Source organism: Acidovorax sp. Leaf160 (genome assembly GCF_001424265.1).
Taxonomy (GTDB): Bacteria; Pseudomonadota; Gammaproteobacteria; order Burkholderiales; family Burkholderiaceae_C; genus Paracidovorax.
Genome location: NZ_LMOV01000023.1, coordinates 376,031 through 400,704 on the forward strand (window position 1 = coordinate 376,031; position 24,674 = coordinate 400,704).

Annotated in this window: 37 protein-coding genes; 3 read left to right on the forward strand and 34 right to left on the reverse strand. The window is 66.9% G+C overall.

The window, feature by feature from the left end; translation table 11 throughout:
* Positions 1-212: 212 nt before the first annotated feature.
* Positions 213-515 carry a hypothetical protein gene (locus ASF94_RS21305; RefSeq protein ID WP_156382516.1) on the forward strand — a complete coding sequence of 101 codons (303 nt, stop codon included), beginning with the start codon at positions 213-215 and terminating at the stop codon, positions 513-515.
* 421 nt (positions 516-936) lie between these two features.
* On the opposite strand, the gene ASF94_RS12225 is transcribed toward ASF94_RS21305, so the two are convergent.
* The 16 genes from ASF94_RS12225 to ASF94_RS12285 all read right to left on the reverse strand — a co-directional run bounded on the left by ASF94_RS12225 (position 937) and on the right by ASF94_RS12285 (position 7,511).
* Complete coding sequence (locus ASF94_RS12225) at positions 937-1,176, reverse strand: AlpA family transcriptional regulator (RefSeq protein WP_056666459.1); 240 nt, start codon at positions 1,174-1,176, stop codon at positions 937-939.
* Positions 1,164-1,697, reverse strand: coding sequence for a hypothetical protein (locus ASF94_RS12230; RefSeq protein ID WP_156382517.1), 534 nt, complete (start codon positions 1,695-1,697; stop codon positions 1,164-1,166). The genes ASF94_RS12225 and ASF94_RS12230 overlap by 13 nt, the downstream gene beginning before the upstream one ends.
* Positions 1,690-2,016, reverse strand: coding sequence for a DUF4406 domain-containing protein (locus tag ASF94_RS12235; RefSeq protein WP_056666464.1), 327 nt, complete (start codon positions 2,014-2,016; stop codon positions 1,690-1,692). Before ASF94_RS12235 ends, ASF94_RS12230 begins: the two co-directional genes overlap by 8 nt.
* Positions 2,013-2,234 carry a hypothetical protein gene (locus tag ASF94_RS12240; protein ID WP_056666467.1) on the reverse strand — a complete coding sequence of 74 codons (222 nt, stop codon included), beginning with the start codon at positions 2,232-2,234 and terminating at the stop codon, positions 2,013-2,015. Before ASF94_RS12240 ends, ASF94_RS12235 begins: the two co-directional genes overlap by 4 nt.
* 3 nt (positions 2,235-2,237) lie before the next feature.
* Positions 2,238-2,498: a hypothetical protein gene (locus ASF94_RS12245; protein ID WP_235505347.1), complete on the reverse strand. Its 261-nt coding sequence runs from the start codon at positions 2,496-2,498 to the stop codon at positions 2,238-2,240.
* A 28-nt stretch (positions 2,499-2,526) separates the two neighbouring features.
* Complete coding sequence (locus tag ASF94_RS12250) at positions 2,527-2,745, reverse strand: hypothetical protein (protein ID WP_056666470.1); 219 nt, start codon at positions 2,743-2,745, stop codon at positions 2,527-2,529.
* Positions 2,742-3,029, reverse strand: coding sequence for a hypothetical protein (locus ASF94_RS12255; RefSeq protein ID WP_156382518.1), 288 nt, complete (start codon positions 3,027-3,029; stop codon positions 2,742-2,744). The genes ASF94_RS12250 and ASF94_RS12255 overlap by 4 nt, the downstream gene beginning before the upstream one ends.
* Positions 3,026-5,023 carry a replication endonuclease gene (locus tag ASF94_RS12260; RefSeq protein ID WP_056666476.1) on the reverse strand — a complete coding sequence of 666 codons (1,998 nt, stop codon included), beginning with the start codon at positions 5,021-5,023 and terminating at the stop codon, positions 3,026-3,028. Before ASF94_RS12260 ends, ASF94_RS12255 begins: the two co-directional genes overlap by 4 nt.
* A gap of 2 nt (positions 5,024-5,025) precedes the next feature.
* On the reverse strand, positions 5,026-5,472 hold the full coding sequence (locus ASF94_RS12265) for a hypothetical protein (RefSeq protein WP_056666479.1): 447 nt from the start codon (positions 5,470-5,472) through the stop codon (positions 5,026-5,028).
* On the reverse strand, positions 5,469-5,633 hold the full coding sequence (locus tag ASF94_RS21310) for a hypothetical protein (protein WP_156382519.1): 165 nt from the start codon (positions 5,631-5,633) through the stop codon (positions 5,469-5,471). The genes ASF94_RS12265 and ASF94_RS21310 overlap by 4 nt, the downstream gene beginning before the upstream one ends.
* On the reverse strand, positions 5,630-5,782 hold the full coding sequence (locus ASF94_RS21315; RefSeq protein ID WP_156382520.1) for a hypothetical protein: 153 nt from the start codon (positions 5,780-5,782) through the stop codon (positions 5,630-5,632). Before ASF94_RS21315 ends, ASF94_RS21310 begins: the two co-directional genes overlap by 4 nt.
* Positions 5,779-6,186, reverse strand: coding sequence for a hypothetical protein (locus ASF94_RS21590; RefSeq protein ID WP_200933066.1), 408 nt, complete (start codon positions 6,184-6,186; stop codon positions 5,779-5,781). The genes ASF94_RS21315 and ASF94_RS21590 overlap by 4 nt, the downstream gene beginning before the upstream one ends.
* A 119-nt stretch (positions 6,187-6,305) precedes the next feature.
* On the reverse strand, positions 6,306-6,728 hold the full coding sequence (locus ASF94_RS12275; RefSeq protein WP_082493218.1) for an ogr/Delta-like zinc finger family protein: 423 nt from the start codon (positions 6,726-6,728) through the stop codon (positions 6,306-6,308).
* Positions 6,729-6,801: 73 nt separating this feature from the next.
* Positions 6,802-6,987, reverse strand: coding sequence for a hypothetical protein (locus tag ASF94_RS12280; protein WP_156382521.1), 186 nt, complete (start codon positions 6,985-6,987; stop codon positions 6,802-6,804).
* Positions 6,977-7,267, reverse strand: coding sequence for a hypothetical protein (locus ASF94_RS21320; protein WP_156382522.1), 291 nt, complete (start codon positions 7,265-7,267; stop codon positions 6,977-6,979). Before ASF94_RS21320 ends, ASF94_RS12280 begins: the two co-directional genes overlap by 11 nt.
* Before the next feature lie 22 nt (positions 7,268-7,289).
* Positions 7,290-7,511 (reverse strand): hypothetical protein, encoded by a 222-nt coding sequence (locus tag ASF94_RS12285; protein ID WP_056666486.1) that lies wholly within the window; start codon positions 7,509-7,511, stop codon positions 7,290-7,292.
* A 104-nt stretch (positions 7,512-7,615) separates the two neighbouring features.
* Here ASF94_RS12285 and ASF94_RS12290 point away from each other — a divergent pair, with 104 nt between their 5' ends.
* On the forward strand, positions 7,616-8,302 hold the full coding sequence (locus tag ASF94_RS12290; protein ID WP_056667233.1) for a S24 family peptidase: 687 nt from the start codon (positions 7,616-7,618) through the stop codon (positions 8,300-8,302).
* On the forward strand, positions 8,302-9,270 hold the full coding sequence (locus ASF94_RS20870; RefSeq protein ID WP_082493219.1) for a BRCT domain-containing protein: 969 nt from the start codon (positions 8,302-8,304) through the stop codon (positions 9,268-9,270). Before ASF94_RS12290 ends, ASF94_RS20870 begins: the two co-directional genes overlap by 1 nt.
* On the opposite strand, the gene ASF94_RS12295 is transcribed toward ASF94_RS20870, so the two are convergent.
* The 18 genes from ASF94_RS12295 to ASF94_RS12375 form a co-directional block, all read right to left on the reverse strand.
* Entirely contained in the window at positions 9,271-9,726 is a 456-nt protein-coding gene (locus ASF94_RS12295) for a DUF2442 domain-containing protein (RefSeq protein ID WP_056666489.1), read from the reverse strand.
* Positions 9,723-9,986 (reverse strand): BrnA antitoxin family protein, encoded by a 264-nt coding sequence (locus tag ASF94_RS12300; protein WP_056666492.1) that lies wholly within the window; start codon positions 9,984-9,986, stop codon positions 9,723-9,725. Before ASF94_RS12300 ends, ASF94_RS12295 begins: the two co-directional genes overlap by 4 nt.
* Positions 9,987-9,999: 13 nt before the next feature.
* Positions 10,000-10,278 carry a BrnT family toxin gene (locus ASF94_RS12305; RefSeq protein ID WP_056666495.1) on the reverse strand — a complete coding sequence of 93 codons (279 nt, stop codon included), beginning with the start codon at positions 10,276-10,278 and terminating at the stop codon, positions 10,000-10,002.
* Between the two features lie 52 nt (positions 10,279-10,330).
* On the reverse strand, positions 10,331-11,407 hold the full coding sequence (locus tag ASF94_RS12310; protein ID WP_056666498.1) for a contractile injection system protein, VgrG/Pvc8 family: 1,077 nt from the start codon (positions 11,405-11,407) through the stop codon (positions 10,331-10,333).
* 2 nt (positions 11,408-11,409) lie between these two features.
* Entirely contained in the window at positions 11,410-11,874 is a 465-nt protein-coding gene (locus ASF94_RS12315) for a phage tail protein (protein ID WP_056666501.1), read from the reverse strand.
* A gap of 20 nt (positions 11,875-11,894) precedes the next feature.
* Positions 11,895-14,540, reverse strand: coding sequence for a phage tail tape measure protein (locus ASF94_RS12320; protein ID WP_056666503.1), 2,646 nt, complete (start codon positions 14,538-14,540; stop codon positions 11,895-11,897).
* Between the two features lie 39 nt (positions 14,541-14,579).
* Entirely contained in the window at positions 14,580-14,795 is a 216-nt protein-coding gene (locus tag ASF94_RS12325) for a hypothetical protein (protein ID WP_056666506.1), read from the reverse strand.
* Between the two features lie 20 nt (positions 14,796-14,815).
* Positions 14,816-14,944: a GpE family phage tail protein gene (locus ASF94_RS20875; protein ID WP_082493222.1), complete on the reverse strand. Its 129-nt coding sequence runs from the start codon at positions 14,942-14,944 to the stop codon at positions 14,816-14,818.
* An 8-nt stretch (positions 14,945-14,952) separates the two neighbouring features.
* Complete coding sequence (locus ASF94_RS12330; protein ID WP_082493223.1) at positions 14,953-15,324, reverse strand: phage tail assembly protein; 372 nt, start codon at positions 15,322-15,324, stop codon at positions 14,953-14,955.
* Positions 15,325-15,459: 135 nt separating this feature from the next.
* Positions 15,460-15,969, reverse strand: a complete 510-nt coding sequence (locus ASF94_RS12335; RefSeq protein ID WP_056666509.1) for a phage major tail tube protein — start codon at positions 15,967-15,969, stop codon at positions 15,460-15,462.
* A 45-nt stretch (positions 15,970-16,014) separates the two neighbouring features.
* The gene (locus ASF94_RS12340) at positions 16,015-17,211 is read right to left on the reverse strand and encodes a phage tail sheath subtilisin-like domain-containing protein (protein ID WP_056666514.1); all 1,197 of its coding nucleotides are present in this window, start codon (positions 17,209-17,211) and stop codon (positions 16,015-16,017) included.
* A 163-nt stretch (positions 17,212-17,374) separates the two neighbouring features.
* Entirely contained in the window at positions 17,375-18,106 is a 732-nt protein-coding gene (locus ASF94_RS12345) for a hypothetical protein (protein ID WP_056666517.1), read from the reverse strand.
* Complete coding sequence (locus ASF94_RS12350) at positions 18,103-18,513, reverse strand: hypothetical protein (RefSeq protein ID WP_156382523.1); 411 nt, start codon at positions 18,511-18,513, stop codon at positions 18,103-18,105. The genes ASF94_RS12345 and ASF94_RS12350 overlap by 4 nt, the downstream gene beginning before the upstream one ends.
* Before the next feature lies 1 nt (position 18,514).
* Entirely contained in the window at positions 18,515-19,261 is a 747-nt protein-coding gene (locus ASF94_RS21925) for a hypothetical protein (protein ID WP_156382524.1), read from the reverse strand.
* A 3-nt stretch (positions 19,262-19,264) separates the two neighbouring features.
* Positions 19,265-19,978 carry a hypothetical protein gene (locus ASF94_RS12360; protein WP_056666527.1) on the reverse strand — a complete coding sequence of 238 codons (714 nt, stop codon included), beginning with the start codon at positions 19,976-19,978 and terminating at the stop codon, positions 19,265-19,267.
* Between the two features lie 9 nt (positions 19,979-19,987).
* The gene (locus ASF94_RS12365; protein ID WP_056666529.1) at positions 19,988-23,239 is read right to left on the reverse strand and encodes a DUF4815 domain-containing protein; all 3,252 of its coding nucleotides are present in this window, start codon (positions 23,237-23,239) and stop codon (positions 19,988-19,990) included.
* Positions 23,240-23,250: 11 nt separating this feature from the next.
* Complete coding sequence (locus ASF94_RS12370; protein ID WP_056666532.1) at positions 23,251-23,736, reverse strand: hypothetical protein; 486 nt, start codon at positions 23,734-23,736, stop codon at positions 23,251-23,253.
* 4 nt (positions 23,737-23,740) lie between these two features.
* On the reverse strand, positions 23,741-24,643 hold the full coding sequence (locus ASF94_RS12375) for a phage tail protein (RefSeq protein ID WP_156382525.1): 903 nt from the start codon (positions 24,641-24,643) through the stop codon (positions 23,741-23,743).
* Positions 24,644-24,674: the final 31 nt, after the last annotated feature.

The following is a 24,674-nucleotide window of genomic DNA, read 5'->3' on the forward strand; positions in this document are numbered from 1 at the left end:
GGAAGCGAATGCTCTAGCGCAGGCTACCGCCCAGTCTGTAAGACAACGCCTCACCTTTCTCTTGTGTCGCCATGGCTGGGCGCTTGAATTTTTGGTTACACCGTGGTGTTGAAGCGGGACCTTGTCCTACACGGCTCGGCCCTCCTCATGGCGGCTGATTCGCCTCGGGCACGACCCTATAAATAACGAACTTTATCTCAGAGAGCACCTTCATGTTTTGCACTGTCAATCGAATAATCATGGTCGCTGGGAGCCCGCAGGAGATCGAAGTTGATTTAGAGGCGGACCGCAGGTTGTTAAGTCTGCGGATTGCGCGTCAGTCGCTGCAGGAGGCTTTCGGCACAGGTACGGACTTTGTCAGTATTGTAAATATTGTGCATGCTCGAAGAACGGTGCTAGGAATGGCCGCTTTAGAGGCTGCAAAGGAAAACGCCGAAGGAATTATTTTCCTCAACGAACACAGTATTCGCGAGGCCTACTTGCGCAATTTCCTCACCGGCGACCTAGTGCACTGAGAACGCGCTTCAGAACCTATAGGCTGAATGTGGTTCTGCATTGAACCATGCAATCGGCAAACATTGCTTGGAGGGAATCCGTGTGTGTAGATTTACTAAGAAAACTTGCGGCCTGCGACAAATTTCCCGTAGAAATGGTCGACGAGAACGAGGTTGACCGTTTGCGGGTGTTGCGAGCCGCTGGAATGGTTGAGGCGCAGATCCCGGACCAACCGGGGCGATCTGCCACGGTGAAGCGGGTGACGGGAGTGGGCCTTGCCATGGCGCGGGGCGAGAACGCGACCGTAGGGTCACGGAGTGGGTGAACTCAGTTCCGAGGCCATCGGTGGGAATCAGCCAATCGACCTCACCGACCGCTTGCTCCTGTGGATGGGCGTGACCGCTCTGGAACACCGGTTCGGGCTCGCGTATTCAGCACTTCTCACGCGGTGGGTGCCCGCCCTTCCTTTTGCCCTGACGTAGGTGCCGTGGTGCTGTCGCCCGCCCACGCCATAGGACACCCAGCCAGCCAATCGGCCACCTCCGCAATCAGCCAGAACAACTTCGCTCCCATCTTGCGCGGCCGGGGGAACGCGCGCTGCTCGATCAACGCCCGCAGGGTGTTTTCGACAATTCCCAGCTCTTCCAGCAGCTGCGCCTTGCTAAATATCAGACGTTGCATGTTTCGACCTCCCGCATGGCATCAGGTGGGCCCGCGTTGCGCTTGTTCTTGTAGTGTTCAGGCGTTACCAGCGGGGTGATAGCATGCGGCCGGATGCGTCCGGCCATGATGTCTCCGGCCAGCGCCCGCGCGCCCGGCAGCACGCGCATGGCCAGCACTGTGTCGTCCATCATCACCTCGGCGGCCACCTCTAGGGCGAAGTGCAAGTGCGCGGCCCACGGCGCACTCCAGCGGCAGCCATCGCAGGCCATGCGCACCACCTCTTCGAGCGCCTGGTGCAAGCCGGCGCGGTTGTCGCCCAGCACCGGCACGACTGCGGCCACTTCGGCGCCGACCCCGAGCATGACCGCCAGCCGAGACAGCAGCTCGCGCTGTTCGCTCAGGTGCGGCACCTGGAGGCACTGGTGGCCGATGGCAGCCATTTCCGCCTGCAGCTCCAGCATGGCGCGCCTGGCCAGCGCCTTGGCCACTGGGCTGGCCAGGGCACGGTCTGTTTTCGTCAGCCGATCACGCCTAGCCATTGCCGCGCCCGCTTTCCAACAGTGATGTGGTCGCAGCGTGAAGCACGTCCAGACCCAGCCCGGCCGCGAGCTGCTGCTCGATGCGCGCGCCGCGGGACTGCTCCCAGCCTGGCAGCATGTACACCGCATCGCAGGTGACCAGTCGGGCGATGTCTGCGCGCATGCAATCCAGCCAAGCGGCGTTCGGATCGGCATTGATTTCGGCCGGGTTCTCGACATGGTGACCGGCCTCGCGCAGCGCCGCAGCGGCGGCGTGGAAGGCGGGAAAGTTGAGCTGGGGATAACCGGACATCGGGCCGGCGACATAGATCCGCTTCATGCTGCACCCCCAACGCGACGGCCGGCGATGATGCTCGGATGCCGCACGCTCGCGCTGCGGTGATGCAGCTCCGGGCAGGTGTATGGCGCGCCGGCGCGCCAGTCCATGCGCGCGGGCTGCGCGGTGCCGTAGCGCACCCGCTCCGCTTCCTTGATCTCGTCCCAGCGGGTGCGGGCCACGGGCTGGGAGAGGCCGGCGTTCTTCTTCGCTTGCGTCATTGTTCAGGCCTCCACGCGCTCAACGCGCAGCACGCCCTTGCCGCTGGCCAGGTGGGCATGGGCTTCGGCCTGGGTGGCGTTGGCCGCCTTCACGCGGATGGTCGGCAGCAGGTTAGCGTCTGCCAGGTCTTCGAGGTCGGCGCTGTTGGCGTTGGTCGGAATCAGATGCGCGCGGTAGCTGCGCCGCGGCTGGATGCCATGGGTGGGGTGAGTCGCGGCCGGCTTGACGGCAAGGCGGGTCGGGCAGTCGTGATGCGTTCGCATGGTGTTCTCTTTCGGTGGTTGGCAGGTGTCAGGCCACCAGCTGCAGCTGGGCCTGGTGAGGGTTCACGGCGGGCGCAGCAGGCTGCCGCCGCCGGCGCCGCGGCCTGGTGGCTTCGGCCAGGCGCTTGCGCTCGGCCTCGAAGACGGCGCGCAGGTGGTCCGGCGTGGTACCGGCGGCTGGCACGTAGTCGCCGTGGCGGGGGCGCTGGAAGCAATGCACGCGCGGGTCGGTGCGTTTCGCGTTCATGGGTTGGTCCTTTCGGTCGGGATGGCGGAGCGGAAAAAGAGGGCCGTGCGGTCGATGCGCACGGTGGAAAGCGCGGTCAACAGGTCGGGCAGCAGGCCCGCCGGCGTTTCCATCACCTCGCGGCGCATGGCTTCGCGGGCGTCGGGCCCGTCCTGCATGTCTTCGCAGCGGCGGCGGGCGGCGACCAGCACCTGGCGGCGCAGTGGCGAGGCGTTTTCGGGGTCGGCGGGCATGCGGCGGCCGGCCTGGGCGGCGCGGGTGGGCGTAGCGGGCTGCTTTTTCACCAGTCCCACCCGTCTTCCAGCTCGGCCGCCGGCTCTGCGCGCTCAGCAACCCGCAGATTTCGGTAGAAATCGACCGTTTCGGGGGTCAGCCACTCGGACGCATGGACGTCGCCGGGGCCAAAAACTAGCCGGCGCAGCTCGCCCGTGATGCGGGCCGTACAGTTATTGAAACCAGTCCAAGCGCGCGGCAAAGCCGCGCGGGCCGGGGTCGCACCCTGGCCCTGCGCTTGACCTGCAGCACCTTGCGCACTCGCCCCTGCGGCGTGCGCCGCATGCGTGGCTTCATCGACCACCGGGCGCCACAAGATGCGGCGCGACACCAGCCACCGGCCGCACATGCGGCCCTGCTGCGGCACCAGCCCGGCGATGGGGCCGTGACGCAGTTCCTCGCCGTATTTATTCGTCTCGCCCGGCTCCACCATGTCGTGGGCCGTGCGCAGGTGCCAGCGCTTGCGCGGCAGCGCGTGGCCGCCCATGGCCTCCATGAACGAACGCCAGTCGGCGCGGATGTCGCCCCGGCGGTGGCAGGCATGGAACGCGCGCGACGTGGTGCGGTCGCCTTCGCGCTCGAATAGCTCCAGCTGGTCAGGTGTCACCCGGCGCAGCTCGCGCCACACCGTCACACTGGGCATGCCGATGGTTTGAAACTGCCGGATGCCCCACGTGGCCGCCCAGGCGTCCACGCGCTTGAAGCCCTGCCCTGTTTCCTTCACGTCGTTCGTGCCGGTGGGGCCCAGGTCCAGCGTGATCTGCTGGCCGTCCACCACGTCCATGTGCTGGGCCAGTGCCAGGTGGCCCACGCTCTTGGCGATGTACTTCGCCACGTAGCCGGCCGCGCCGCCCTTGGTCATCCGCTTGATATTCACGCGGTTGGCCTCGGCGCCACGTTCGTCCCCGTCGTCGCTCAGCCAGTAGTGGCGCACCTGCTGCTCGATGGCTTGGGCGCCGGCTTCGTCTTCTGCCCAGATCAGGGCATGCCAGTGGGGGGTGGCATCGTGATGGGGCTCGGCCACGCGCAAGCCGTACATGCGCACGCCCTTGCGCGCCAGGGCGGCCCGCGTCTTGGCCCACATGTCACGCAGCCACAGCTGGCCATCGCGCGGGGTGGCGCCGTCGAACTTCTTGTTGGGGAATGGCCGGCCGCCGCTGCCCAGCTTCACGGGGTGAAAGCGGCTCGGCAGCGTCAGCGTCAAGAACAGGCCGACATGGGCGCGGGCGTCGGCGTATTCCTCAGCGCCGCGAATGCGGGTCATCAGCTCGCCGCCGCGGATGATGGGGTTGGCGTTCCCCAGCGCGGCCAGCTCGCGCAGCGTGTACACCTGGCCGGCCTCGTTGCGGAACAGCGTGCACTCCAGCGCCTCGGCGTTCCGCTTGAGCTGATGCTGGCGTCGCACCAGCCCGTTCTGGCTGATATACCCGCCACGGCCCTTGTGGACCATGCCCAGGCCAATCTCGCCGGCCTCCACGGTGCGGGCCACATGCACGCGCAGCCGGCGGCGCCACCAGGCGGCGTCCTGCGCGCGCCTCACGGCGGGCTCGCCGTGGATCGGCACATCCTCGGTGATGCCCACACAGCGCACCAGCAGCCGCACCGAATCGACACGCGCCGCCAGGTCGCCGCCGCCGTTGATGCACGCGGAGTCCAGCTCTTCCGCTTCGCCGGCCAACTTCTTGGCCATGTCGCAGATTTCGCCGTCGTCCAGATTCCACAGGCTGGCTACGCCGAACTCCTTCTCGAAGTCGGCAATGGACTGCATCAGGTCCCACGCGACGGCCCAATCCGGCGGGGTAGCCAGGTATTCAGCCGCCGTCTGCTGCAGCCCGAACATGGGCGGCTTGACCACCTCGAACCGCGCGCGGACCGCCGCCTGCCAGCCTGCGGGGGCGCACCGGATCACGCGCTCCATGTGGTCGCGGGCCATCCGAGGCGTGGGCTTGTCCCGGTTCCACTCGGCCAGGCTGCCATTGGGCAATTTGCGCGGAATCGCGGCCATGTCTATTGCACCTCGACTTCCACCACGCGCGCCGCCAGTGCGACCACGTGGGCCAGCGCTCTCTTGCCGGTGCGGATTTCCATGCGCAGCTGGTTGCGCTCATGCGGCGAGAACAAGTCCCAGCGCCTGCGGGCCAGCGCCTCCAGATCGTCGGCATCCACCCCTATGCCGGCGACCAGCAGCAGGTTCATGCGCCAGTTCAGCGGAATGGCGCCCCACTCACGCGACGCGGCATCCTTGAAGCGGCCACGGGTGGCGATCTCCGCGTATTCATCGCGCACGCGCATCAGGTCGGCCAGCACCTTGCCCTTGGCGGGCTCGGCTGTCACATCGTCCTGGCCCGGCGCCAGCACGTTCAGCACGCGCGGCGCGGTGACCATGGGCAGCGCATCGACGGGCCACGGCGCCACTTGCGATTCGCCGCCGGTCACCACTGCTGCACCGCTCATGCGCCGGCACCCACAAGGCGCACGCCGAAGCCAGCGACAGGCACGCCCAGCGCCTCGATCACATCGAATGCGCAAATCCATGCGGCGGCCATGCTGGCGGCTTGCACAGGACACATGCGCAGGTCTCCGCCCGCGCGGTAGGTGATGGCGTAGGTGTTCACGCATGGCCCCGCAGCGCGGCGACCAGCGCACAGAGCCCGACCATGCCCAGCGCGAGCGACAGCCACACCAGCGGCGGCGCATCGGCGGCCATCCCGGCCACGCCCAGCAGGGTGGACAGCGCGGAAATGCGCACGGCTGCCGCCCTCATGCCGCTGCCCCTTCCCAGACGATGGACTGCACCGGCTCCAGCCATTCCTTCTTGCACTTGCCCTTCAACTTCCAGCGGTGGGCCAGGTGCTCGAAGCGCGCGCCGAAGTCGGTGCGGCCGTGCAGCAGGTTGAGCCACTGGTGCACCTCCATGGCGGGCCGAGCATCCAGCTTGAGCAGCGCCAGCGCGCGCGCGAGGTTGTCTTCGTCCAGCAGGCGCAGGTCCGTCAGGTCGAACGGGAAACGCGCGCCGTTGTAGAGGCCCAGCAGCAGGCAGGCCGCCGTCCGGGCGCCGCTGTGGGTTTGCGTGCTGGCCAGGATGAAAAGGCGCGTCAACGCCTCCATGGCGATGGCGTTGTCGTCTCCTGCCGGGGCGACGGTTGCGGCGGCGGTAGCTGCTGTCATGGCGGTCCTATCGGTTTTTGGGCGTGAGAAAGTCCGCAGCGCCTGCGAAACAGGCTCTGTCGGGGGGTAGGTTCGGAGGGGGCTGGGCCGCTGCTTTTGAGCGGCTCAGGTGACGGCGTTTAAGTCGTGTCGGCCGGCGGGCTGGCGCTGGCGAACAGATCGCCCGTGGTGGGCTCGATGTCCGTCAATGGCACGTGGTCGGCGTCTGCCGCGTTGTCCAGCAGCACGCGCACCAGGCCGCGCCGCAGGTGCTTGGACAGCGGCAACGTGACCGTGGGGTCGGGCTTGCCGCTTGGCGTCAGGCTGCGCACGGTTTCAGCCATCACCACGAAGCAATGGCCGCACTCGACATCCGTGCACTGGTAGATCACCTCGCGCATGGTCTTACTCACTACGCGACCGTGGCGAATGACGCTCTTTGCCCCGCAGTGGGCGCACTCCATGCGCGTGCCTTCGTACCGCAGTTCGCGCCCCTGATGGCGGCGCTGCTGGCGTGCAGGTGCGACGGTCTGCAGCGCTTCGATTTCAGCGGTGGTGTGCATCACGGGGGCGTTCCTGTCAGGCATGAGGTTGGTGCTTTTGAGCGGCTCTTTCGCGGCTATTTGCTGCCCCGGTTCAGGTGGTGGCCGTGTCCTGGCCCTGATCGGCCAGGTAGGCAGCCAGCCCGCGCAGGTACACCCGGCGGATGAAACTGGCGGCGCTGCGCTCTTCCAGCGCCGCCAGCTCGCGGGCCTGGTCCATTTCCTCGGGATGCAGCCGCACGCCGGCCTGCACCATCTTCGGCTTGGGTTCAGGTGCCACGGGTTCGACCAGGCGGCCGCGCGCACGGCTGGCCTGCACCAGCGCCTGGAAGCTGCTCGGGGTGGTCGCGGCTTGCATCATGTTCATCCTTCGTGTTGTCGATGGCCAATCTCGGGCCGGGCCGCTGGCCCGTCATTTCGTAAACGCTGCGCTCGATCTGCCTGCTAATCAGCAGCTCGATCACCGCAGTGGTGTTGGGCAGCCCGTAGTGCTTGCGCAGTAGCTCCAGGCGGCGCTCCATTTCGGCAGAGACTTCCACCTGGGTTTCTGTGGTTTGCATCGGTCCATGGCTCTCATGCTCTTTAGCGGCCTGCGGGGGCGCCGTTTGCCGCGGTGGCTACGCCGAGCAGGCCCAGCTGCTGCAGCTCCTTTTCAGCGGCCCGCATGGCCATGCTCTCGATGAGCGTGGCTTTCTGCATGCCCAGGCGCTCAGCCAGTACGGCCAGCAGCTGCTGGTCCGCCTTCTTGAACCGCACGGTGTGACGGAACACGCGGGCGTGCTCTTCCCTGTTGTCGTATGCCATTGCCAAAGCTCCCCGCCATGTGTGGCGGTGTGTACCATCGTGTTAGATGGCGTGTTTACCTGATGCGCCCGATGGTAACGCAACTACTAGCGTATTACAACAACATGGACGAAAAAAGTAGCGCAAGCATTTCCGCTCGGTTCAAGCAAGAGCGTGAGCGTTTGGGCCTCACGCAGCAGGAGGTAGCTGCTGCGGGCAAGGTAGGGCACCGAACGGTGCAGGGGTGGGAGTCCGGCAACTTTGCCCCGAAAGCCGAGTTTCTGGCGCATGCCGCAACTATTGGCGTTGATGTGAGCTATGTCATTACCGGGGAGCGTGCCGGCACAAGGCTCTCTGGGCCTGTCCCCGCGCCCGCACCTGCCGACGATGTTGTGTCGTTGCCTTTGTTTAGCGCAACGGGCAGCATGGGACCGGGCAGCGACCTCATCACGGAAGACGTGATCCTGGGAAGCATTCCCGTTTCGCGGCGGTGGCTTGACCTCAATCTGCCGCGCAGCCGACCCGAGGCGCTGCAGCTTGTCCACGCCTACGGCGACAGCATGCTGGGCACACTGAATAGTGGTGATTTCGCTGTCGTGGACACGGACTGTCAGGTGGCCGACGTCGATGGGGTCTATGTGCTGCAAGCCAATGGCCAGCTCTTCATCAAGCGTGTGACGCGCAGGATGGACGGCGCCTATGTTGTGACCAGTGACAACCCGAACGTGCGCACCGTTGACGTGCTTGACGGCTCGCAACCAGTGCGAATTTGCGGGCGCGTGGTTTACGGGTGGAACGGTAGAAGGTTTTGATGGCCCCGCTGACCGACGCACAAGTTTCGTTCATCCTTGCCTGCACTCTCGCCGGGTGGGTCTTTGGCTGGATCGCGTTTGCAAATTGGCTTTCGGCGACTTACAACGCTCATAGGCTGGTGGCGCATGTCGCGGGCTTCGTCACGGGCGCCTTGTCAGCTTTCGCGTCAGCCTTGGTAGCTGGCGCCCTCGCCATGCCGCTTTCAGAAATAAGCGTGGTGTTTTTTTGCATCGGCGTTCTCCTGCTGGTACCGCATTGCCTGGCCCTACGCAGCGCTCGCACATTAGCCGTCCGCCTCGCGCGACCCGCCATATCGGTTCCACCTGTGGCCGCCCAGCCAGCGGGCCTCCCATCATCGCCACCGGTACCCGAGACATCAGCACCTGCCCGACCGAAGGCCGTCGAACATCGTGCGGCAACATTCGAGCCGGCACCCCGGGCGCAGATCCTTCTGCCAAGCGTTTTTCGGTTCGGTTACTGCGATCACATCGGCAACCACACTATCAGGACTGCCACTATCTCGAGTATTAGCACCAATGACAGAGGCGACTCTTACCTTGAGGGTTTCTGCCAGGATCGCCTCGAAAATCGCACTTTCCGCAGCGACCGCGTTCTAGGTGATCTGACCGATCTGACTACCGGCGAACTGATACCCGTTCGAGTGCTTTTGGAAGCCGAACAACACAGCACGGTGATGGCGTATATACCCGCGCCAGTTCGACCTGCAGCGCGGTCGAAACAAAAAGAGTGGCAGAACTCCGTCTTGTTCACCGGCTTTACTGCAAAGCGCCGCGACCAGTTGGAAGACATCGCGCAAGCCGCCGGATGGTCTGTTCGTGCGACGGTGGGAAGCACGCTTGATTACCTGGTGATAGGCCCTCGCGCTGGTGCTTCAAAAGTGGCGAAGGCCGAGGCCCTTGGGGTCGCGGTTGTTGACGAAGAAACCTTTTTGTCGCTGGCCGTTTGACTAAGCGGCGAGCCGCTGTTCGACTTCCCATCCCAAGCATGCCAGGCCCACCGTGCGCGGCACCGGCTTTTCCCCGCTTAGGTAGTAGGCCAGCATGCGGCGTGACATGTCCAGCGCATCGGCTGCCGCCTGTTGCGTCAGGCCGTGGCGGTGCATCCACTCCATGAGCGTCTCGTGCGAATAGCCGCCGGCCTGCTCGATGGCTCGGGCGCGCAGGTTGTCGGCGGCCAGTTCTAGCGCGTCTCCGCTCCACTTGACGGAGCCGCCCCATTCGCCAAGCTTCGCGCGCTTGAACACGGCGGCATCCAGCAACGGGCTCAGCACGGGAGAGCGCTCCACGATGGGGTCGATGTCCACCTGCATCTCTTCGCCATCGGCGAAGGTGATCTGCAGAATTCCGCCGGCCCTGGCTTTTACTGCCTGCAGCGTGAATTGCTTGCGGCTGTCCCTAGTCATGCCACCAGCTTGCCGCGTCGCACGGCCTCGCGCAGCACCAGATTCACGCGGGTCTGCCACCCAGTGCCCGTCGCCTTGATGGCGTCGAGCACGTCGGCATCCACGCGCATGGTCATCGGTACTTTGGTTTGTTCCGCCTTCGGGCGGCCTGGGCGGCGCAGTGGCTGCAAACGCATGGCCAGCTCCGCCGTCAGCTCCATGGCGTCGGGGTCTGCCGCAATCCCCCGGTTGATGGCTTCGTCTTCTGCTGCGGTCGGCATGATGATGCCCGTTTTACTGCGACTGGATGGCTGTTTCATAGTGCTTCACCTCACGACTATTGGCCTTGCGCAAGCTGATGATTCGCATCGTCTCGCCGCGCTGCACGAACACCACGGAGTACAGCCGTCTATCGATCAGCGTATACCCCACCTCTCGCACCTCGTTGTAGTCCGCCCGGCTGTCGACATGGCACAAGACGGCCGACCAATCGATTTCCCGAGCCAACGCCAGAGACACGCCGTGCTTCTGCAGATTGACTGCATCTTTCTGGGTGTCATACTCTGTGTGCATGCGATTATTGTATGTACGGATATCTTCTAATGCAAGTCTTTCCGTACATACATCAATTGGTGGTCACGTCCTCTTCCGCTTCAGGTGAACTTTCTGCCGCTTCGGGCTCGCGCGCCTTTGTTTCGCGCTGCTGCAGTTCCAGTTCCAGCCGGGTGGTCAGCCCATTGTTTTCCAGGCTGTGCTCCACCGTCTTGCACAGCCAGCCGGTGCCGTCGATCTCAGGTTTCCAGCCGCGCACGTTCACCGGGGTCTGCACCATCAGCGCAGGCTGACCGATGGCCAGGGCGATTTCCAGAGTGGCTGCGCCGCGCGCAATGCGTCCCTGCTCGGCCCGGGCGGCGCGCAGCGCACTGGACTTGCTGGCGTAGCTGTGCGGCAGGGTCTTGAGGTTCGCTTCATCCCCGGCGATGGCCTCTTTCCGGTCGGCCGCCTTGTTGTCGTACCAATAGGCCCGCACGCCGCTATAGCTGTCGCGCGCGGCCGAGTGGTAGCGGTGCTGGTCGCCGGCTTCACGGGTCAGCAGGATGGCTTCCATCTGCTGGCCTGCGGCGTTCGTGGTGCTGCCGATGGGCAGGAACACTAGGCGGCCTTTCTTCACGGTGGCCACGGCGTCGTGCTGCCGCCCCAGGCGGGTGAGGAAATGCACGTCGCTCTCGTTCGTCTGGTCGATGTGCTGCACGGCGATGCTGGCCAGGGCGTCGTCCACCTTGGGCTGGAGCTTGTTCTTGGCCGCGATGTCTCGCACGATCTGGCCCAGCGTCGCGCCATGCCAGCTCTGTGTGGCCCGCTGCCGCAGCGTGGCGCGCAGCTCGGCGCTGCGGCAGCGCAGCTGCACCACGTCAGGGGCGCCCGTGTGCTCGATCTCGTCCACGGTGTAGGTGCCCTTGTCGATCATTCCGGTGTGCCGGTAGCCCAGCTGCACCGCCACGGTCGCACCCACCGGGGGCAGTGCCAGATTGCCCAGCGCGTCGTCCAGCGTGATGTCCAGCTGGTCGGCTTCCTCGCCGCGGCTCTCGCGCAGCCGCAGGCGCATGAGCAGCGGGCGCACGGTGGCGGTGATGTCGCGCCCGTTCACCACCAGGGCGTACTGCACCTGGCGGTGCGGGGTGTCGGTGCTGTTCGGCGCCATGGCTATTCGGTCCACCAATCCCAATCGTCGCCGCTCCACCAGTCGCCCCAGTCGTCGCCGCCATCGGTGCCGCCGGCCGGGTCGGCGAGCGCGTCGTCCACCCGGGCCAGGTTGATGGTGAATTCCACCCGGCGCGCCACGCCTTCGCGCACGAAGATGCTGCCGGTTTCCTCGATGCTCTCGATCACCCAGGCGCCGAAGGCCTCGCCGGCCCCGTTGACCAGTGCATACGCGGCGCCCTTGTCGGCCATGCCGCGCAGCCGGTCAAGGGCCAGGCGATCGCCCATGAACTCAGGCGCCAGCAGGCCAGACAAGCAAAGGGTCTCGTCGCCAGGCCCAACGAACTGCCGGGCCGGCCTGGCGCCCACCCGGCTGTTGCTCGGGTGGCGCCAGGCGCTGCTGCGCCGCAGCTCTTGGAATGCCAGGGTGTTGAGGGCAAAGACGAATTGCCCCAGCGCGGCCATCATGGTGGTGCGTCCTTCTTCGGTCAGTCGATGTCAGAGAGGCGGCTGAAACGGCGGCTGTCGCGTTCGCGTTCACGCCGGTCGAGTTCAGCGGCCACGGCCCGGGCAATGGCTTGGGCGTCCATGCCGGCAGCGGCATTGATCGTGATCTGGTAGCTACTGCCGGAAGCGGCAGGCCCGGGCGCTGCGAACGGCTGACTCACTGCGGCCATCGGCGCCATGGCCGGCATCCCGCCCGCAGCCATTGCCAGATCCGGCATCGCCAGCGGCACCGCGGCGGCGGCTGCCATGCCCAACGCCGCCACGCGGACGCCGGCCGAGCTGCGTTCAATGCCGAGGGCCGCGCCTTCGCCCACGTAGCCGCCCAGCTGCATGAAAACGCGGCTCGGGCTGCGGATGCCCAGCTTTTCCTTGAACCAGTCGATGGAGTCGCCGGCCACCATGCTGATGGCGTCTCGCACTGCGGCGATGCGGCTGGTGATGCCGTTGGCCATCCCCTGCACGATGGCCACGCCCGCATCGAAGAACTGCGTGCCAAGGCCTCGCACGTAGTTCGCCGCGGCCATCACTGCGGCGCCGATGTCATCCTTGAGCAGCCAGAACCCGCCGACCACGTCGGCCCACCGCGAATAGAGCATGTTGGCTGCCAGGGCCAGCAGGCTGACGGGGCCACCGGCAATTCGCAGCAGCACCGCGCCCCAGCGCAGGGCGGCCGGCAGGTAGGCGGCGAGTGCAGAGCCCCAGGCGCTGAGCCATTGCGCGCCGCGCAGGAGCCACGGGCCCAGGCGCGCCACCGCGCCACCGGCCCATGCCCATGCGCGGGCCAGCATGCCGATGGCCGGTGTCAGCACTCGCACTTGGCCCCAGGCAAAAAGCGCTTGCGCTGCGGTGGTGAGCGCTGGCGCCACGCGCGCTACGGTCCCGCCCCACCCCGTGAACGCCAGCATCAACCGCGCGAACATCAAGCGCAGCAGCATTCCCTTCACCATGAGCAACCCCAGCGGCAGAAGCACGGCGCCCATTGCGGCGGACGCCAGGCCCAACACCACTACGGCTTTCAGAATCCCGCCGACGAGTGCGGGGTTGGCTTGCATCCAGGCCGTGAATCCCTCCAGCAGTGGGTTGATGATCCGGAACACCTCCAGCAGCGGGGCTTTCAACGTCTCGCCTGCCACGGCCATGGCGTTGAACCCGCGGTTCTTCTGCATCTGCAGCTGCGCGCTCAGCGTGGCATTGCGTGCCTGCGCTTCGCGGGTCATGCTGCCTTCGCCTGCGCTCCCGTTCGCCAGTTCCATCTGGCGGGTCAGTTCCTCCGGCTTGTCCACCAGCTTGGCCAGGGTGTCGCTGTGCTCCAGTCCCACCATTTCGGCCATCACGCCGATCCGGTTGTCTTCTGGCAAGGAGCGGATGGCCTCGGCGACCTTCAACAGCGTGCCGGCCGCGTCCTTCGCCATGCCCTTTTGTATCTGCTCGGTGGTCATGCCGATCTCGGCCACTGCGGCCTTGAACTTCTTCGTTCCCTTCGTGGCAGCTGCGAACTTCGTGAAGATGGCATTGATGGCCGTCCCGGCGGTTTCCGCGCGCTCGCCCAACGTCAACAAGGTGCTGCCGAGGGCTGCAGAGTTCGCGGCCGAGATGCCTACCGTCGATGCCACGCCGCTGGTGCGGTTCAGCACGTCGATGATGTCCGCACCCTTGCTGATGGCGTTGTCGTCAAGGTAATTGATCGAGTCCGCAAGGCCGCGAATCTGCGTGACCGGAATCTTGAAGTTCTTGGCCACCTTGCCCATGCTTTCGGCCAGCTGGTCAGGCACCGCATCGAAGGCGGTAGCCATCTCGCTGGAAAGCTCCACGAACGCCCCGAGTTCTTCGGTGGGCACTTCCATCCGAGCAGCCGCCGTGGTCATCGCCGCGATCTGCACCGTGGTCTGCGGCAGCCGGGTGGAAAGCTCACGCACCTGCTTTTCCACGTCGCGGTAGACCTGGGTCAGATTGCCGGCGTTGTCCCTGGCGCCCGCCACCTGCCGAGCAATGCCCAGCATCGCGTCTTCGTGCTGGATGAAGGTGCCCACTGGGGCCAGGCCGGTGGCCACGGTGCGCCGGCCGGCAGCGATGGCGCCGGCACCGCCCGCAGCCACCATGGCCCCATGCATGGCAACGCGACCGTGCGCTTTCTCCAGAGCCGCCATGCGCTGGTAGGCCGCATGCTTGCGCTGCAGGGCTTGCGTGGTCTTGTCGATCTGGGCGGACAGCTGCGCTTCCGCCGCTGCAGGGTTGGATATGCCGCGAGACTCCATCACGGCGCGAGCGCGGCGTGCGGCGCTGGCTTGCTGCTCAAAGCTGGCCGTCAGGCGCCGCACCACGGCAGCCGCCGCTCGCAGTTGCACGGCATGTGCTTTTTGAGCTTCTGCCCCTTGGTGTGTCTGCGCGGCCAGTTCGGCGTGGCCCTGCCTTGCCGCCTGCAGCTGGGCGCGGGTGGTGCGCAGTTGTTCGGCGGTGCGTTTGAAAGCCGCCACTGCGCGCTGTTGGCTCTCCAGCTTCTTCAAGGCAGCTTCGGCCTGGCTCAGATCGCCCGCAAGCGCACGTGCGCCACTGCCCATGCGCTTGAGCGGCGCGGTCACTTTATCCACCGCCGCCAACAGGACTTCGAGCCGCAGTTTGTCAGCCATACCGCACCCCGTTGCAAGGGGCGGCGCAGGACGCGCGGGTCAGTTGATAGGCGGGAGCCCGGCAGCCACGCGGGTGCGGCGAATCAGCGCAGCCAGCTGGCCGGCACGATGCGGCGCATCGGGCATCGGCTCGGGAACAATCTGGCGCATGACCGCACCGCCGGCCAGGCCGCAGAGCCACACGAAGGCCAACACGGCACCGACCACCAGCGAGATGCAGAAGAAAGACGTAACGAGGACGAGAGTGGTGCCCATTGGTGGACATGTTATCGCTTTCAGTCGGCCGATGCGTGCTGCTGGTTGTGGCGTTCAACCGCACGCTGCCGCCAGGCCATGAGTTCGCCCACTTCCATGGTCTGCATGGCGATAGGGGGCCAGTGAAAGAGCATGGCCACGTCGGCCATGGCGTCTTCTACGCAGGCAGGGAATCCAAAGCCGCCTTCGGCACCAAAAAACTAGCCACCTCCACGCTGCACGCCACCAAGTCGGCGGGGTCCAGGTCTTCCACCTCGCTCTTGATGAGCGTGGGCACGCTGATGCGCGGAATCAGGGCCGCCATGGTGTCCGCTTTCATCTGGAGCACTTCCGCCAGCAGCAGGCCGCGCAGGTCGCCGGTGCGCGGCTTCATCAGGTGCAACGTGGTCACATCGCCGCCCGCGCGCTTGATGGCTTCCTGCAACGGCACGGCGACAGCACGCCGGCCGTTGATGGTCAGAGGGGTGGCGGCGTCAGCGGTCTGGGCGGTGTCCGCAGCCGTGGGGGTGTTGACTTGCTTCGTCGTCATGGTGTGGATTCGTGTGGATGGTTGTAAAAAGGCAGCGGGCGGGGTTCGTGGTGAGTTGCGCTTACCCGCACCCGCCCGCTGCGAACCAGGCCGCCCGGCACGGGCTTCGCCTGGGAGCTTGGCAATCGGTCGGGCTTAGATGCCCAGGGCGGCGCGCACGCCGGCCAGGTTGTCCACGCCGCCCACGTTTTCGACCATGTTCACCAGATCGATTTCGAGCTGCGTCTGGCCGTCCACCACTTCCTTGTAGTAGCTCAGGCTGTACTTGTAGGTGCGCTCGATCATGTCGCCGGCCTTGGCGCTGCCCGGGTCGCGCTCGGTCAGGCGGCCACGCATCACGACTTCCACGGGCGTGACCCGGCCGTCGTCGTCGGTCTGCACTGCGCCTGCGAAGCGCAGCAGAACGGCGTCGTGCGCAGCGGCGCCCCACTTGGTGGCCAGGCCCACCAGCCAGCCGGCGCCCTTCAACTCGGCCTCCATCTTTTCCTGGCCCATGTCCAGCTCGATGGCGCCGTTCATGCCGCCCCCCCGGTATTCCTCCATCTTGCGGGACAGGGTGGGCAGGGTGACTTCGGGCATTTCGCCCATGTAGTTGGTGCCGTCCACGAAGGTGGCAAAGGCTTTCAGTTTGCGGGGCAGTGCCATGTCGGTTCCTCAGTTTGCGGGGGTGTGCGTTGGTGCGTTCGGCGGTTATTCGCCGGCCGCCACGCGCACCGACCAGTCGGCGTAATACGCATCGGTGATGCGCTGGCGGAACCCCAGGTCTTCGAGCGGGGGCAGCGGCGTGTAGTCGTAGTCGATGGTGAGCTTTCCGCTTTTCAGCAGCTCGGTGGTGTTCACTTCGTAGTTCACCCAGGCGCGCCCGTCAAGGATGTAGCCGCCGGCCTTCAAGCTGCGCAGCCGGGCGTTGATGCCTTCGAGGATGTCTTTCACCAGCGATGGCGTGAGCGGCTTGTCGATGAACTCAAAATGGCCCTCCGCCATCGTGTCGGCCAGCACGTGGGCCGTGCGGGTCGCCGGCTCGAAAGAGAAAGCCTCATCTGCGCTGCAGGTGCGGTTGCCCCAGAAGCGGAAGCCCTGCTTGCGGATCAGGGTGGTGACCTTGCCGTCGTTCAGCAGCGTGGCATCGCTGGCCGGGTTCTGCAGATCGAAAAACACGTCTTTGCTGATGCCGGTGGGGCCGTTTACCGCCACGTTCGACAGGCTCTTGTGCCAGCCCTGCGCCTGGTCGATGGCAGCGCGCAGGCCGAGCGCGTGCGCTACTGCAGGCACCTCCACCACCTTGTTCTGCGACGTGCTCCACTGCGTGAAGTTGGGCCAGATCACCATGGTTTCGCGCTTGCCGAAACCCTCGGCATAGGCGAGCGCTTCGCTGACGTCTTCGGCACCGTGGGCATGAACGTAGGCCATGGCGCGCAGCTTTTCGGCCACGGCGGTCAGGGCTTCGGCAACGGGCTTGGTATCCAGGCCCGGGGCACCCAGGATGCGCGGCTTCACGCCCAGCTGCTGCTCGGCAGCCAGCAGGGCCTGGATGCCAGTGCGCACGCCGCCGATGTAGTCGCCCACCACCTTACTGGTTTGGTCTGCTTCCTTGGCGGCAGCATCCGCGCCCACGCCATCCGCCACGCGAACCACCACCACCACGGGCCGCGCCTGGTCGGCGATGGCCGCCAGCGCCGTGGCCAGCGTGCCCTTGGTGCCCGCCTTGGCCTGGGCCTTGGCGATGGAAGTGAACAGCACCGGCTTGTCGATGGGGAAGGCGGCAGCGTCGGCATCGCTGGCGGTGGCCACCAGGCCGATGATGGCGGTGGAAACGAGGCGCAGGGAGGTGGTTCCCTCGGTCACTTCGGTGACGCGAACGCCGTGGTGGAAATCTGCTGTGGCCATGGAGTGGTTGCCCTTTCGGTGCGTGTGCTGTGCGGTGAAGCGTGAAGGCCTTGATGGTGCTTTCGCCCGCGCGCGAAAGCCAGCGCGGGGCACTGTGGCTGGCGCGCAGACAAGAAAAAGCCCGCCGGGCTTGTGGCCGGGCGGGCGTGGTGGGTGATGGTGGTCAGGCGGTGGCGGCCTGCTCGGGTTTGCCTTTCCAGGCCAGCAGCGATGCCGTGATGCACACCACCGGCAGGCGCGGCCGGTGCAGCGACAGAAAGTTGAGCTTGTTGCCGTAGTTGGTGCGCAGCGCCAGCGGGCCCAGCTTGCGGACGGAATAGAACTGGTAGATGCCGGCATGCACGCGCAGGTGCCAGCCCTCCCGCTCGCGGCTGGTGGCGGGGTCGCCCCATTCGGTCACCGGCTGGCTGTAGTCGGCCGGCTCGCCCAGCGACAGCGCCAGCGCGCTGGCCCGGTTGCGCAGGCCGAGCCACACGAAACGCGCCCAGAAGCTTCGCGGGTGGTGGCCCTTGGCCCAATAGCAGAGCGCGCGCACCTCGGCGGTGTCTTCCAGCGGTACCGGCAGCGGGCGGCCCAGGCTCGAATCAGGGTCTGCGACCCACACCGGGAAGTTGTCGCCGTTCAGGCCCACATCGTTATCCCACCACCGCGCCCAGCGCGGCAGCTGCTCGGACTCCCACCGCGTGCCCAGCAGCGCGAAGGGCACCACCAGCGGCGCCAGCACATCGGCCGGCAGCATCGCCAGGCCGCGCACCGATGCACGGGCGAAATGGCGGGCAGCTGCACGGCGGTGCTCGACGGGCACGCCTGGCAGCATGAGCACCCACAGCGAGGGGATGGCGCACCACACGAACACGATGGCGGCCAGGACGGCCAGGAAGGAAAGCCAGGTCATGGAAGTTCTTTCGGTTGGATGGGGGAATCGAGGATCTCCAGCGCGCGGCCGGCGGCAATGAGCCCGACCGCCTCCAGCGCCTGCACGCCTTCGCGCGTCTCTTCGTCGGCCAGGTCGATGTGCTGGGCGGCGTTGGTCTTGGAGAGGTACCGGCGCACGGTGGCCGCTTCGCGGGTGGCGCCGATGGATGCCAGGTCGATGTCCACCGCTTCGTCGTCGGTGAAGCGCGACAGGAACGCTTTGCGGCTGACCTGGCGGAGTTCCACCACCACCGGGGGCACGAAGTCGCCGCCAGCCCGCTGGAGCCAGCCAGGGGCCGCGTTCCCGCAGGGCACCCAGCCCTCGGGCACCTCGCCAGCTTCCACCACGTTGTCGACCACGCCGTTAATCACTCGCGCACACCGCATATCAGTACTCCTCAATTTCGATGCAGCCGCCGGTACCCCAGCCACCGCTGACCCCGGCGCTGTTGCCGGCGCCGCCACCGCCGCCCGCCCCGCCGCCTCCGCCGCCGTAGCCGGTCGCACTGTTGCCCGGCGTGCCCGGGGCGCCGTCCGTGCCGCCCGGCCCGCCGTTGCCGCCGGCACCCATGACGGAATCGCCACCGCCTCCACCACCGCCACCGGAGCCTTGGTTGGATGGCCCATTCCATCCCGCTGCGCCAGCACCACCCCATCCGGCCACAGATGAGTTGGTGCAGCCCACTGCGATGCCGGGTCCGCCGTTAGTCCCCGCGACGCCGCCATTGGCGGCAAGAAAACCTTTTGTCCCGCCCAGCCCTCCTGCGCCGCCTGCGGTGTATCCGTCCATCAGCATGGCGATGTTGTTATTGGCCGGGCCAGGCAGTCCACCGGGGGCGCGCAGGGAGCCGAATACCGTATGGCCGCCCGGGTAGCCGGCTGCGCCCACTGCGTAATACGTGGTGGTCTGAAGGACAAGACGCCGCTCCAGATAGCCACCTGCGCCGCCGCCCGCGCCACCTGCAGCCGCGTCGTTGTAGGTGGGGCCGGAGTTCTCGCCGTTGGCGCCACCCCCTTGCAGGCGCACGATGGCGAAAGTGCTTTCCGGCAGCTTGGTGAAATTCCCGGCTCCGGAGGTGAGTCGAGTTACGCGCAAAGGCTTTCGCCCTGCCAAAAATTCACTGAGATATGACATTGCTCATCCGATCGAGAGGGTCCATTTGTCGGTCCACACGTAGGTCAGCGTCACGCGCCACACATCGAGGTTGAACCGCACGTCTTCGGCGCGGTTGTTGATGTGGTGCGAAGCCTCGCCCCGCTTGACCGCGAAGGTGCGCAGGCCCCAGGTGTTCCATGAGTCCAGCAGCACGATCTGGTCGCCGATTTGTGGCGCAGCGGGCAGCGTCCACCCCTCGGTCCACGCGGGGGCATAGACGGAATACTCCGTACCAGGCTGCAGCACCCCGGTGGGGGCGTTGCTGGTGTTGATGTGCGCCTGCCTCAGCCGGCGTTCAGCCACCGACCCCGCGCGGGCCTGTGCGGCCGTGCTCGCTGCAGCCACTGCTTGCAGATCGATGCGCTTGGCCTCCAGCGCCTTGCCCATGTCGGTTATTTGCTTTCCGAGCTGCTGCGTCTGCGTAGCCAGCTGCGCGGCCAGCTCTGCCACTTCGTTCGCGGCGGCCTGCTCGCTGGCTTCCATGGCGTCGGCTGTCGCCAGCGCGAATGCCTGCAGCGCGCTCTTATCGGCCTTGTTGTCGGCCAGCAGCTTGTGCGCTGCGTCGATCAGGCCGAGGGCGGCGCGCAGCCGCGGCACGTCGTCGCGGGTGTCGTTCAGCAGGTGAGGCAGGGGTAGATCGAGCGCTGGGGTGCGCTCATCCACCGGGTTGCCTTGTTGGCGGTAGGTATCGACCATGCCGCCCCCTTACAGCACCACGCCGTGCAGGTTGCGCACCTGCGGCCGGGCCGTCGTTCCGCCGGTCAGCGTCAGGCGGACGCGCGCGCCCGCGCCAGCGTTGAAGTGCTCCAGCTGGTGGGTTATCTGGCGCACGCCGGCCGTGCTGGTGCTAGCCGACAGGTAGGGCACCTGCACCCACGGCGCGCCGGCCTGTGTGCCTTGCACTTCCACCTTGACGGCAGAGCCGCCGGGCAGGTCGCCCTCATAGACCACCTTCACACGGCAATTAGCGTCGGCCGCCACGGTGCGGCTGATGTAGGTGCCGGTGTTCTGGATGGTGCCGGCAATCAGCTGGATGCCGTTCTGCAGCACAGCGGCCAGCGTGCCGCCGCCGCTGATGCGGGCGCGCAGTTTCACTTTGCCCGTGAAGGGTGCGGCGAGCCATACCACTTGGCCATCCGTGAGGCGGACCACCTCGCTCTTCATGCTGTCGGGAAATTGCACCTCGAACAGCAGATTCGCCGCCGCCGATGGTCGCTCGGCGAAGCCCAGCACCATCAGGTCGGTGGCGTCTTTCAGCTCCACCTCGCCCAGCTCGATGACGCGCTCGGCCTCGGTGTACTGCGCGCCCAGCAGGCGGAAGTACAGGTCGCGGTCTTGGTGGGGCGTCCACGTCGAGGCGTTGGAGGACGAGAGCAGCACGCCCACCTGGTAGGGCTGGCTGGTGACATAGCCGCTGGTCGGGTCTTGCTTGCCGAGTTCGGCGATGGCCAGCGCCGTGGTGGCGTCGTCGCACAGCACCACGATGGCGTATTCGCGCCGGGCCTGCAGCAGGGTGGGCGCCCAGGTAATGCGGGTGTCTGCGCCCAGCTGGATGGCATCGGCCGCCACGCGCTGCTCGATCACCACCACCTGCGAGGGCACGCCGTTTTCCGTCTCGCGCACCTGCACCACCACCGGGCCGCCCTTGGCGGTGAACCTCAGATCGATGCCGGCGCATTGCGTCAGCTCATCGACCATGAAGGTTTGCGCCAGCGGGTCGAAATAGCCGCTGTAGAGCCATCGGCTGCAAACGCTGTTCACCTGGGTGGGGGTCGAGCCCGCGCCGCTGGGGCCGAACACCGCGCCACCCGTGTCGATGGGTGCGGGGTACGACAGGGACCAGGTTTCGGTGGTGACCTTCTGCTGCGTGCGAAGCACCGATGTGCCCTGGCCGTAGAAGGTCTGCGAGCCCTTCGACTTGAGCGGGCCGGCGAACTCCACCACCCGCGCGCCGGCCGGCACGTTGGCGGGCACCACGAACGTGCCCGCCACCTCGCCGGCCGCGTTGGCCACCAGCGTCCGGCCGGCGACCGGCTGCGGCGCGACGGCCAAACCGTCGAACAGCACCGCGCCCACCGATTCGCCCGGGCCCCAGCCCTTGAGGTCGAATCGCACGGTAATGGGGCGCAGCGTCTCCAGCGTGCTGGAGACTTCGGACAGCACCTTGTTGGTGGTGCTGCTGCCGGCGTAGTTCGACTGAGGGCCGGAACCCGTGTAGAGGCGCTCGGTGATGGGGGATGCCCACTGCGTCACCACGTCCGTCCAGCGGTCCACGTTCGGGGTAAGTGTGACGGCGGCCGGCACCGGGTCGAAGGCGAGGTATGGATTCACCAGCATGCTGCCCGTGCGCATGGTCTGCGCCAGCACCACCCGGTAACCGTGGGTGGGGGCGATGCGCTCGGGCAAGCCGGCGCCGAGCTGGTACACGGTGGGCTTGATGGGCAGCTGCAGTGCGCCCCGCACGATGGCGGCGGTTTGCTCCAGGCCGGCGTCGCGCTGGGTGTCGTTCAGGAACGGATCGGCAAAGATGCCCTTCTTGATGCCGGAATCCAGGCCCTGGGCGTTGAGCGCCAGGCGCAGTTCGGCCTGGTCGAGGATGACGGAATCGAGCCGCGCGCGTTCGCCGACGATCTCCGCCATGGGGACCATCTTGACCGCGTCCATGATGACCCGGCGGTCAGCGTCCCAGGTCTGAAACACGCTGGCCAGCGCCAGCATGTCGTCGGGCACCACCGGGGCGGTGGGCTTCCACGGGCTGGAGATTCCGCGCAGCCACTCGAATGTGCCGTCCCGGGTCAGGCACAGCCGGTCGATGCGGCGCTGCATCTGGCTGTAGGTGACCATGACCAGCGAGTCGGGCAGCGCTCCAGCCACGGTGAAGCCGCGCGCATCCACCGCCGTGGGCTCGGCGTTGGCGATGTACTTGTACGTCACGCTGTAGTTGCTGCCCGGCGCCGGCTCTGCACCCGCCGGGCTCCAGTCCACCTGCCCGGCGACCAGTTTGCAGTCCGTGCCGTCTGCCTTGTACACGGTGGCGCCTTGCTTCACCTGCTCGATCTGGATCACGGTGGCATCGGGCAGCGGATCGGCCGCACCGGAAAAGCCGCCATGCACCACGTTCACGGTTTTGCGCGCGGTGATGCGCACCTGCGGAACGCCCTTCATGGGGGGGCGGCCGATGTTGATGCGCTGCGCCTCCACGGTGGCCGACTGGTGCGGCTCGCTGTCGATCAGCAGCAGGTCGGGTGCGGTCGCCGACACCAGCCGGCGGCCGGCCTGCAGACGCACAGCCGCGCCGCCCACCCGGGCGCGCCCCTCGGCCACGGAAAACACCTGCGCGCCGTCTGCGTTGTCGGCGCCCATGACCACGTCCAAGCCTTCCACGATGTAGCTGCCGCCCGTGCTGTCTTCGTCGTACAGCTGGATGGCACGGGTCACGCTGTCGAGGTTCGGCGGCGCTTCCTTGGCCCGCAGGTAGCCGGCGTCCACGGTATAGACCGGGAAGAACGCGCCAGCCTGGCCGTCACTGTCATGGCCCCAGGCCGGCTGCACCTTGGTGCGCAGCGCGCCGGGCTGCTGGAAAGCGGGGGAGCCGGTGGCCGGATTCAGCAGGTCGGGGTCTTCGAGTTCGGACACGCTGGTGGTGAGCAGGTAGATGCCCACCGTGACCACGCCCACCACCGGCACCTTGAAGCTGGCCGGCGGCACCCCGCGGACGGCGCCCTGCAGGTAGATGGCGCCGGCCTGCGCCTGCACGTCGCCCGTCATGGGGTCCACGATGATCTGGGCGTCTCGCGCCACGTCGCCGTCGCGCATCAGCACATCGAAGAAGCTGCGCATGCGGTGCGTCAGCATGTCCTGCTGCTCGATCAGCTCGGCGCTCTGCAGCACCTTGTCCTGCCGGTAGTCGATGCGCTCGTAGTTTTTGGTGGGGTCGAAACGGTGGTGTGTCGTCATGGGTGGGCGCCTTAGAAGGGAAGCACGTATTCCTGCACCTGGCGCACGCCAGGGTTGCGTGTGAATACGGGGATGCGCTCCATGGAATACAGGTCGCCGGGGTTGGCGACCTGGGCGGCGGTGAAGTAGCGCTGGCCGGCAGGGAGGCCGGCGACCACCGTGCCGCCCACGAAGATGCCTAGCTCGCGGACCTTCTCGCCGGCGGCGTCGGCAAAGTCGAACGTCCACTGCACGTGCAGCCATTTCGTGGGCTGGGGCGCGGGCGCGTAGCGGCTGCCATCGGGCAGCTCGATGGCGCCATCGGCATCCGGCTGCACGTACTGCACCGCCGTCACTACCCGGCGGCCGATCTCATCGACCAGCGCGGACGCGGTGGAGGGCTCGGGCTGCGGCGCGGCGTCCCACGCCGGCAGGCCACGGCCCCAGGCCAGATAGATGGACTGCGCAGCGATGGCGCGGGCCAGCGCGGTGCGGCCCTTGTCTTGCAAAACTGCCATGGTTTTAGGTTTCCTCGGATGAAATAAGTGGGATGACGGGCTGCCACGGCCCAGACCAGGCGCCACCCCAATGGGGCGCCGGGTGAACTGGCAACGGCTGCAGGCTTCTGGCAGTGGCAGTGCGTGCGCCCACGGGCGGCGGCGCGAACCAGGCGACGGCCACCGACGGGATGGCCCGCTGCAGCAACGTGCCGCCGCCGGGGTTGGCCGGATTGCAGGAGCTGCTGTACAGCTCCATGACCCCGCCCGACACGCCCGCGAGCACGTGGGAGTCGAGCCGCCAGGCGTCCAGCACGGGCAAGTCGTCGTAGCGGGCCACGCTGATGCGGCGATGCGTGCCGGCGCTGGTGCCGGCCTGCGCCTGCGCAGCGGGCAGCGTGCCGCCCTGACGTTCGCCGAAGGACACCTGCAGGCCTGCATCGCTGGGAACGCCGCTGTAGCCGTCGAGCATTCCGAAATCGAGCGCCGGGCCACGGTCCAGCACGAGGGGGCGCACGTCGTAGCCGTGGAACACCCGCCAGAAATGCACGTGCGCCGGCAGGCTCTCGCGCACCACATGCGCCACGGGCGCCAGCTCGGCGGCGGTGAGGTTGCGGCCTGCGTCGATGTGGAGCCACGCCCCGTCCTCGTCAATCGTGACGGCGGTGTGACCCAGCCAGCGCAGCGACCGGCGCACGCTGGCGGCGCTGCCGCGCTCCATGAGCCAGGGCACCGCCTCTGCCATGAGCGCGTCCACGGTGTCGAAATAGGGAGCGAACTGCGTCACCTGCCACTGCTGGGCAATCCAGGGCAGCAGCTGGGCGTTGTGCGCGGTGGCGCCGGGTTCGGCCAGATCCGCCATCGCTGACCACGCGCGCGGAAACGTGGTGTCCATCACCACCTCCAGCGGTGTGGACGCTGGCGGCATCAGGGTGCGGCGGTTCGCTTGGGCCGGCGTG

Excerpts from the sequence above, each read along its gene's own strand:
- ASF94_RS12305 (WP_056666495.1), bottom strand. The coding sequence starts at position 10,278 with ATGCACACAGAGTATGACACCCAGAAAGATGCAGTCAATCTGCAGAAG.
- ASF94_RS12325 (WP_056666506.1), bottom strand. The coding sequence starts at position 14,795 with ATGGGCACCACTCTCGTCCTCGTTACGTCTTTCTTCTGCATCTCGCTG.
- ASF94_RS12330 (WP_082493223.1), bottom strand. The coding sequence starts at position 15,324 with ATGACGACGAAGCAAGTCAACACCCCCACGGCTGCGGACACCGCCCAG.
- ASF94_RS12275 (WP_082493218.1), bottom strand. The coding sequence starts at position 6,728 with ATGCACACCACCGCTGAAATCGAAGCGCTGCAGACCGTCGCACCTGCA.
- ASF94_RS12290 (WP_056667233.1), top strand. The coding sequence starts at position 7,616 with ATGGACGAAAAAAGTAGCGCAAGCATTTCCGCTCGGTTCAAGCAAGAG.
- ASF94_RS12285 (WP_056666486.1), bottom strand. The coding sequence starts at position 7,511 with ATGGCATACGACAACAGGGAAGAGCACGCCCGCGTGTTCCGTCACACC.
- ASF94_RS12345 (WP_056666517.1), bottom strand. The coding sequence starts at position 18,106 with ATGACCTGGCTTTCCTTCCTGGCCGTCCTGGCCGCCATCGTGTTCGTG.
- ASF94_RS12225 (WP_056666459.1), bottom strand. The coding sequence starts at position 1,176 with ATGCAACGTCTGATATTTAGCAAGGCGCAGCTGCTGGAAGAGCTGGGA.
- ASF94_RS12365 (WP_056666529.1), bottom strand. The coding sequence starts at position 23,239 with ATGACGACACACCACCGTTTCGACCCCACCAAAAACTACGAGCGCATC.
- ASF94_RS12260 (WP_056666476.1), bottom strand. The coding sequence starts at position 5,023 with ATGGCCGCGATTCCGCGCAAATTGCCCAATGGCAGCCTGGCCGAGTGG.
- ASF94_RS12350 (WP_156382523.1), bottom strand. The coding sequence starts at position 18,513 with ATGCGGTGTGCGCGAGTGATTAACGGCGTGGTCGACAACGTGGTGGAA.
- ASF94_RS12335 (WP_056666509.1), bottom strand. The coding sequence starts at position 15,969 with ATGGCACTGCCCCGCAAACTGAAAGCCTTTGCCACCTTCGTGGACGGC.
- ASF94_RS21320 (WP_156382522.1), bottom strand. The coding sequence starts at position 7,267 with ATGCAAACCACAGAAACCCAGGTGGAAGTCTCTGCCGAAATGGAGCGC.
- ASF94_RS12240 (WP_056666467.1), bottom strand. The coding sequence starts at position 2,234 with ATGACGCAAGCGAAGAAGAACGCCGGCCTCTCCCAGCCCGTGGCCCGC.
- ASF94_RS12360 (WP_056666527.1), bottom strand. The coding sequence starts at position 19,978 with ATGGTCGATACCTACCGCCAACAAGGCAACCCGGTGGATGAGCGCACC.
- ASF94_RS21925 (WP_156382524.1), bottom strand. The coding sequence starts at position 19,261 with ATGTCATATCTCAGTGAATTTTTGGCAGGGCGAAAGCCTTTGCGCGTA.
- ASF94_RS12235 (WP_056666464.1), bottom strand. The coding sequence starts at position 2,016 with ATGAAGCGGATCTATGTCGCCGGCCCGATGTCCGGTTATCCCCAGCTC.
- ASF94_RS21315 (WP_156382520.1), bottom strand. The coding sequence starts at position 5,782 with ATGAGGGCGGCAGCCGTGCGCATTTCCGCGCTGTCCACCCTGCTGGGC.
- ASF94_RS20875 (WP_082493222.1), bottom strand. The coding sequence starts at position 14,944 with ATGGCCGACGTGGCCATGCTCTTTCACTGGCCCCCTATCGCCATGCAG.
- ASF94_RS12300 (WP_056666492.1), bottom strand. The coding sequence starts at position 9,986 with ATGCCGACCGCAGCAGAAGACGAAGCCATCAACCGGGGGATTGCGGCA.
- ASF94_RS12230 (WP_156382517.1), bottom strand. The coding sequence starts at position 1,697 with ATGGCTAGGCGTGATCGGCTGACGAAAACAGACCGTGCCCTGGCCAGC.
- ASF94_RS12250 (WP_056666470.1), bottom strand. The coding sequence starts at position 2,745 with ATGAACGCGAAACGCACCGACCCGCGCGTGCATTGCTTCCAGCGCCCC.
- ASF94_RS12370 (WP_056666532.1), bottom strand. The coding sequence starts at position 23,736 with ATGGCAGTTTTGCAAGACAAGGGCCGCACCGCGCTGGCCCGCGCCATC.
- ASF94_RS20870 (WP_082493219.1), top strand. The coding sequence starts at position 8,302 with ATGGCCCCGCTGACCGACGCACAAGTTTCGTTCATCCTTGCCTGCACT.
- ASF94_RS12265 (WP_056666479.1), bottom strand. The coding sequence starts at position 5,472 with ATGAGCGGTGCAGCAGTGGTGACCGGCGGCGAATCGCAAGTGGCGCCG.
- ASF94_RS12375 (WP_156382525.1), bottom strand. The coding sequence starts at position 24,643 with ATGCCGCCAGCGTCCACACCGCTGGAGGTGGTGATGGACACCACGTTT.
- ASF94_RS21590 (WP_200933066.1), bottom strand. The coding sequence starts at position 6,186 with ATGACAGCAGCTACCGCCGCCGCAACCGTCGCCCCGGCAGGAGACGAC.
- ASF94_RS12295 (WP_056666489.1), bottom strand. The coding sequence starts at position 9,726 with ATGACTAGGGACAGCCGCAAGCAATTCACGCTGCAGGCAGTAAAAGCC.
- ASF94_RS12315 (WP_056666501.1), bottom strand. The coding sequence starts at position 11,874 with ATGATGGCCGCGCTGGGGCAATTCGTCTTTGCCCTCAACACCCTGGCA.
- ASF94_RS12340 (WP_056666514.1), bottom strand. The coding sequence starts at position 17,211 with ATGGCCACAGCAGATTTCCACCACGGCGTTCGCGTCACCGAAGTGACC.
- ASF94_RS21305 (WP_156382516.1), top strand. The coding sequence starts at position 213 with ATGTTTTGCACTGTCAATCGAATAATCATGGTCGCTGGGAGCCCGCAG.
- ASF94_RS12310 (WP_056666498.1), bottom strand. The coding sequence starts at position 11,407 with ATGGCGCCGAACAGCACCGACACCCCGCACCGCCAGGTGCAGTACGCC.
- ASF94_RS12245 (WP_235505347.1), bottom strand. The coding sequence starts at position 2,498 with ATGCGAACGCATCACGACTGCCCGACCCGCCTTGCCGTCAAGCCGGCC.
- ASF94_RS12320 (WP_056666503.1), bottom strand. The coding sequence starts at position 14,540 with ATGGCTGACAAACTGCGGCTCGAAGTCCTGTTGGCGGCGGTGGATAAA.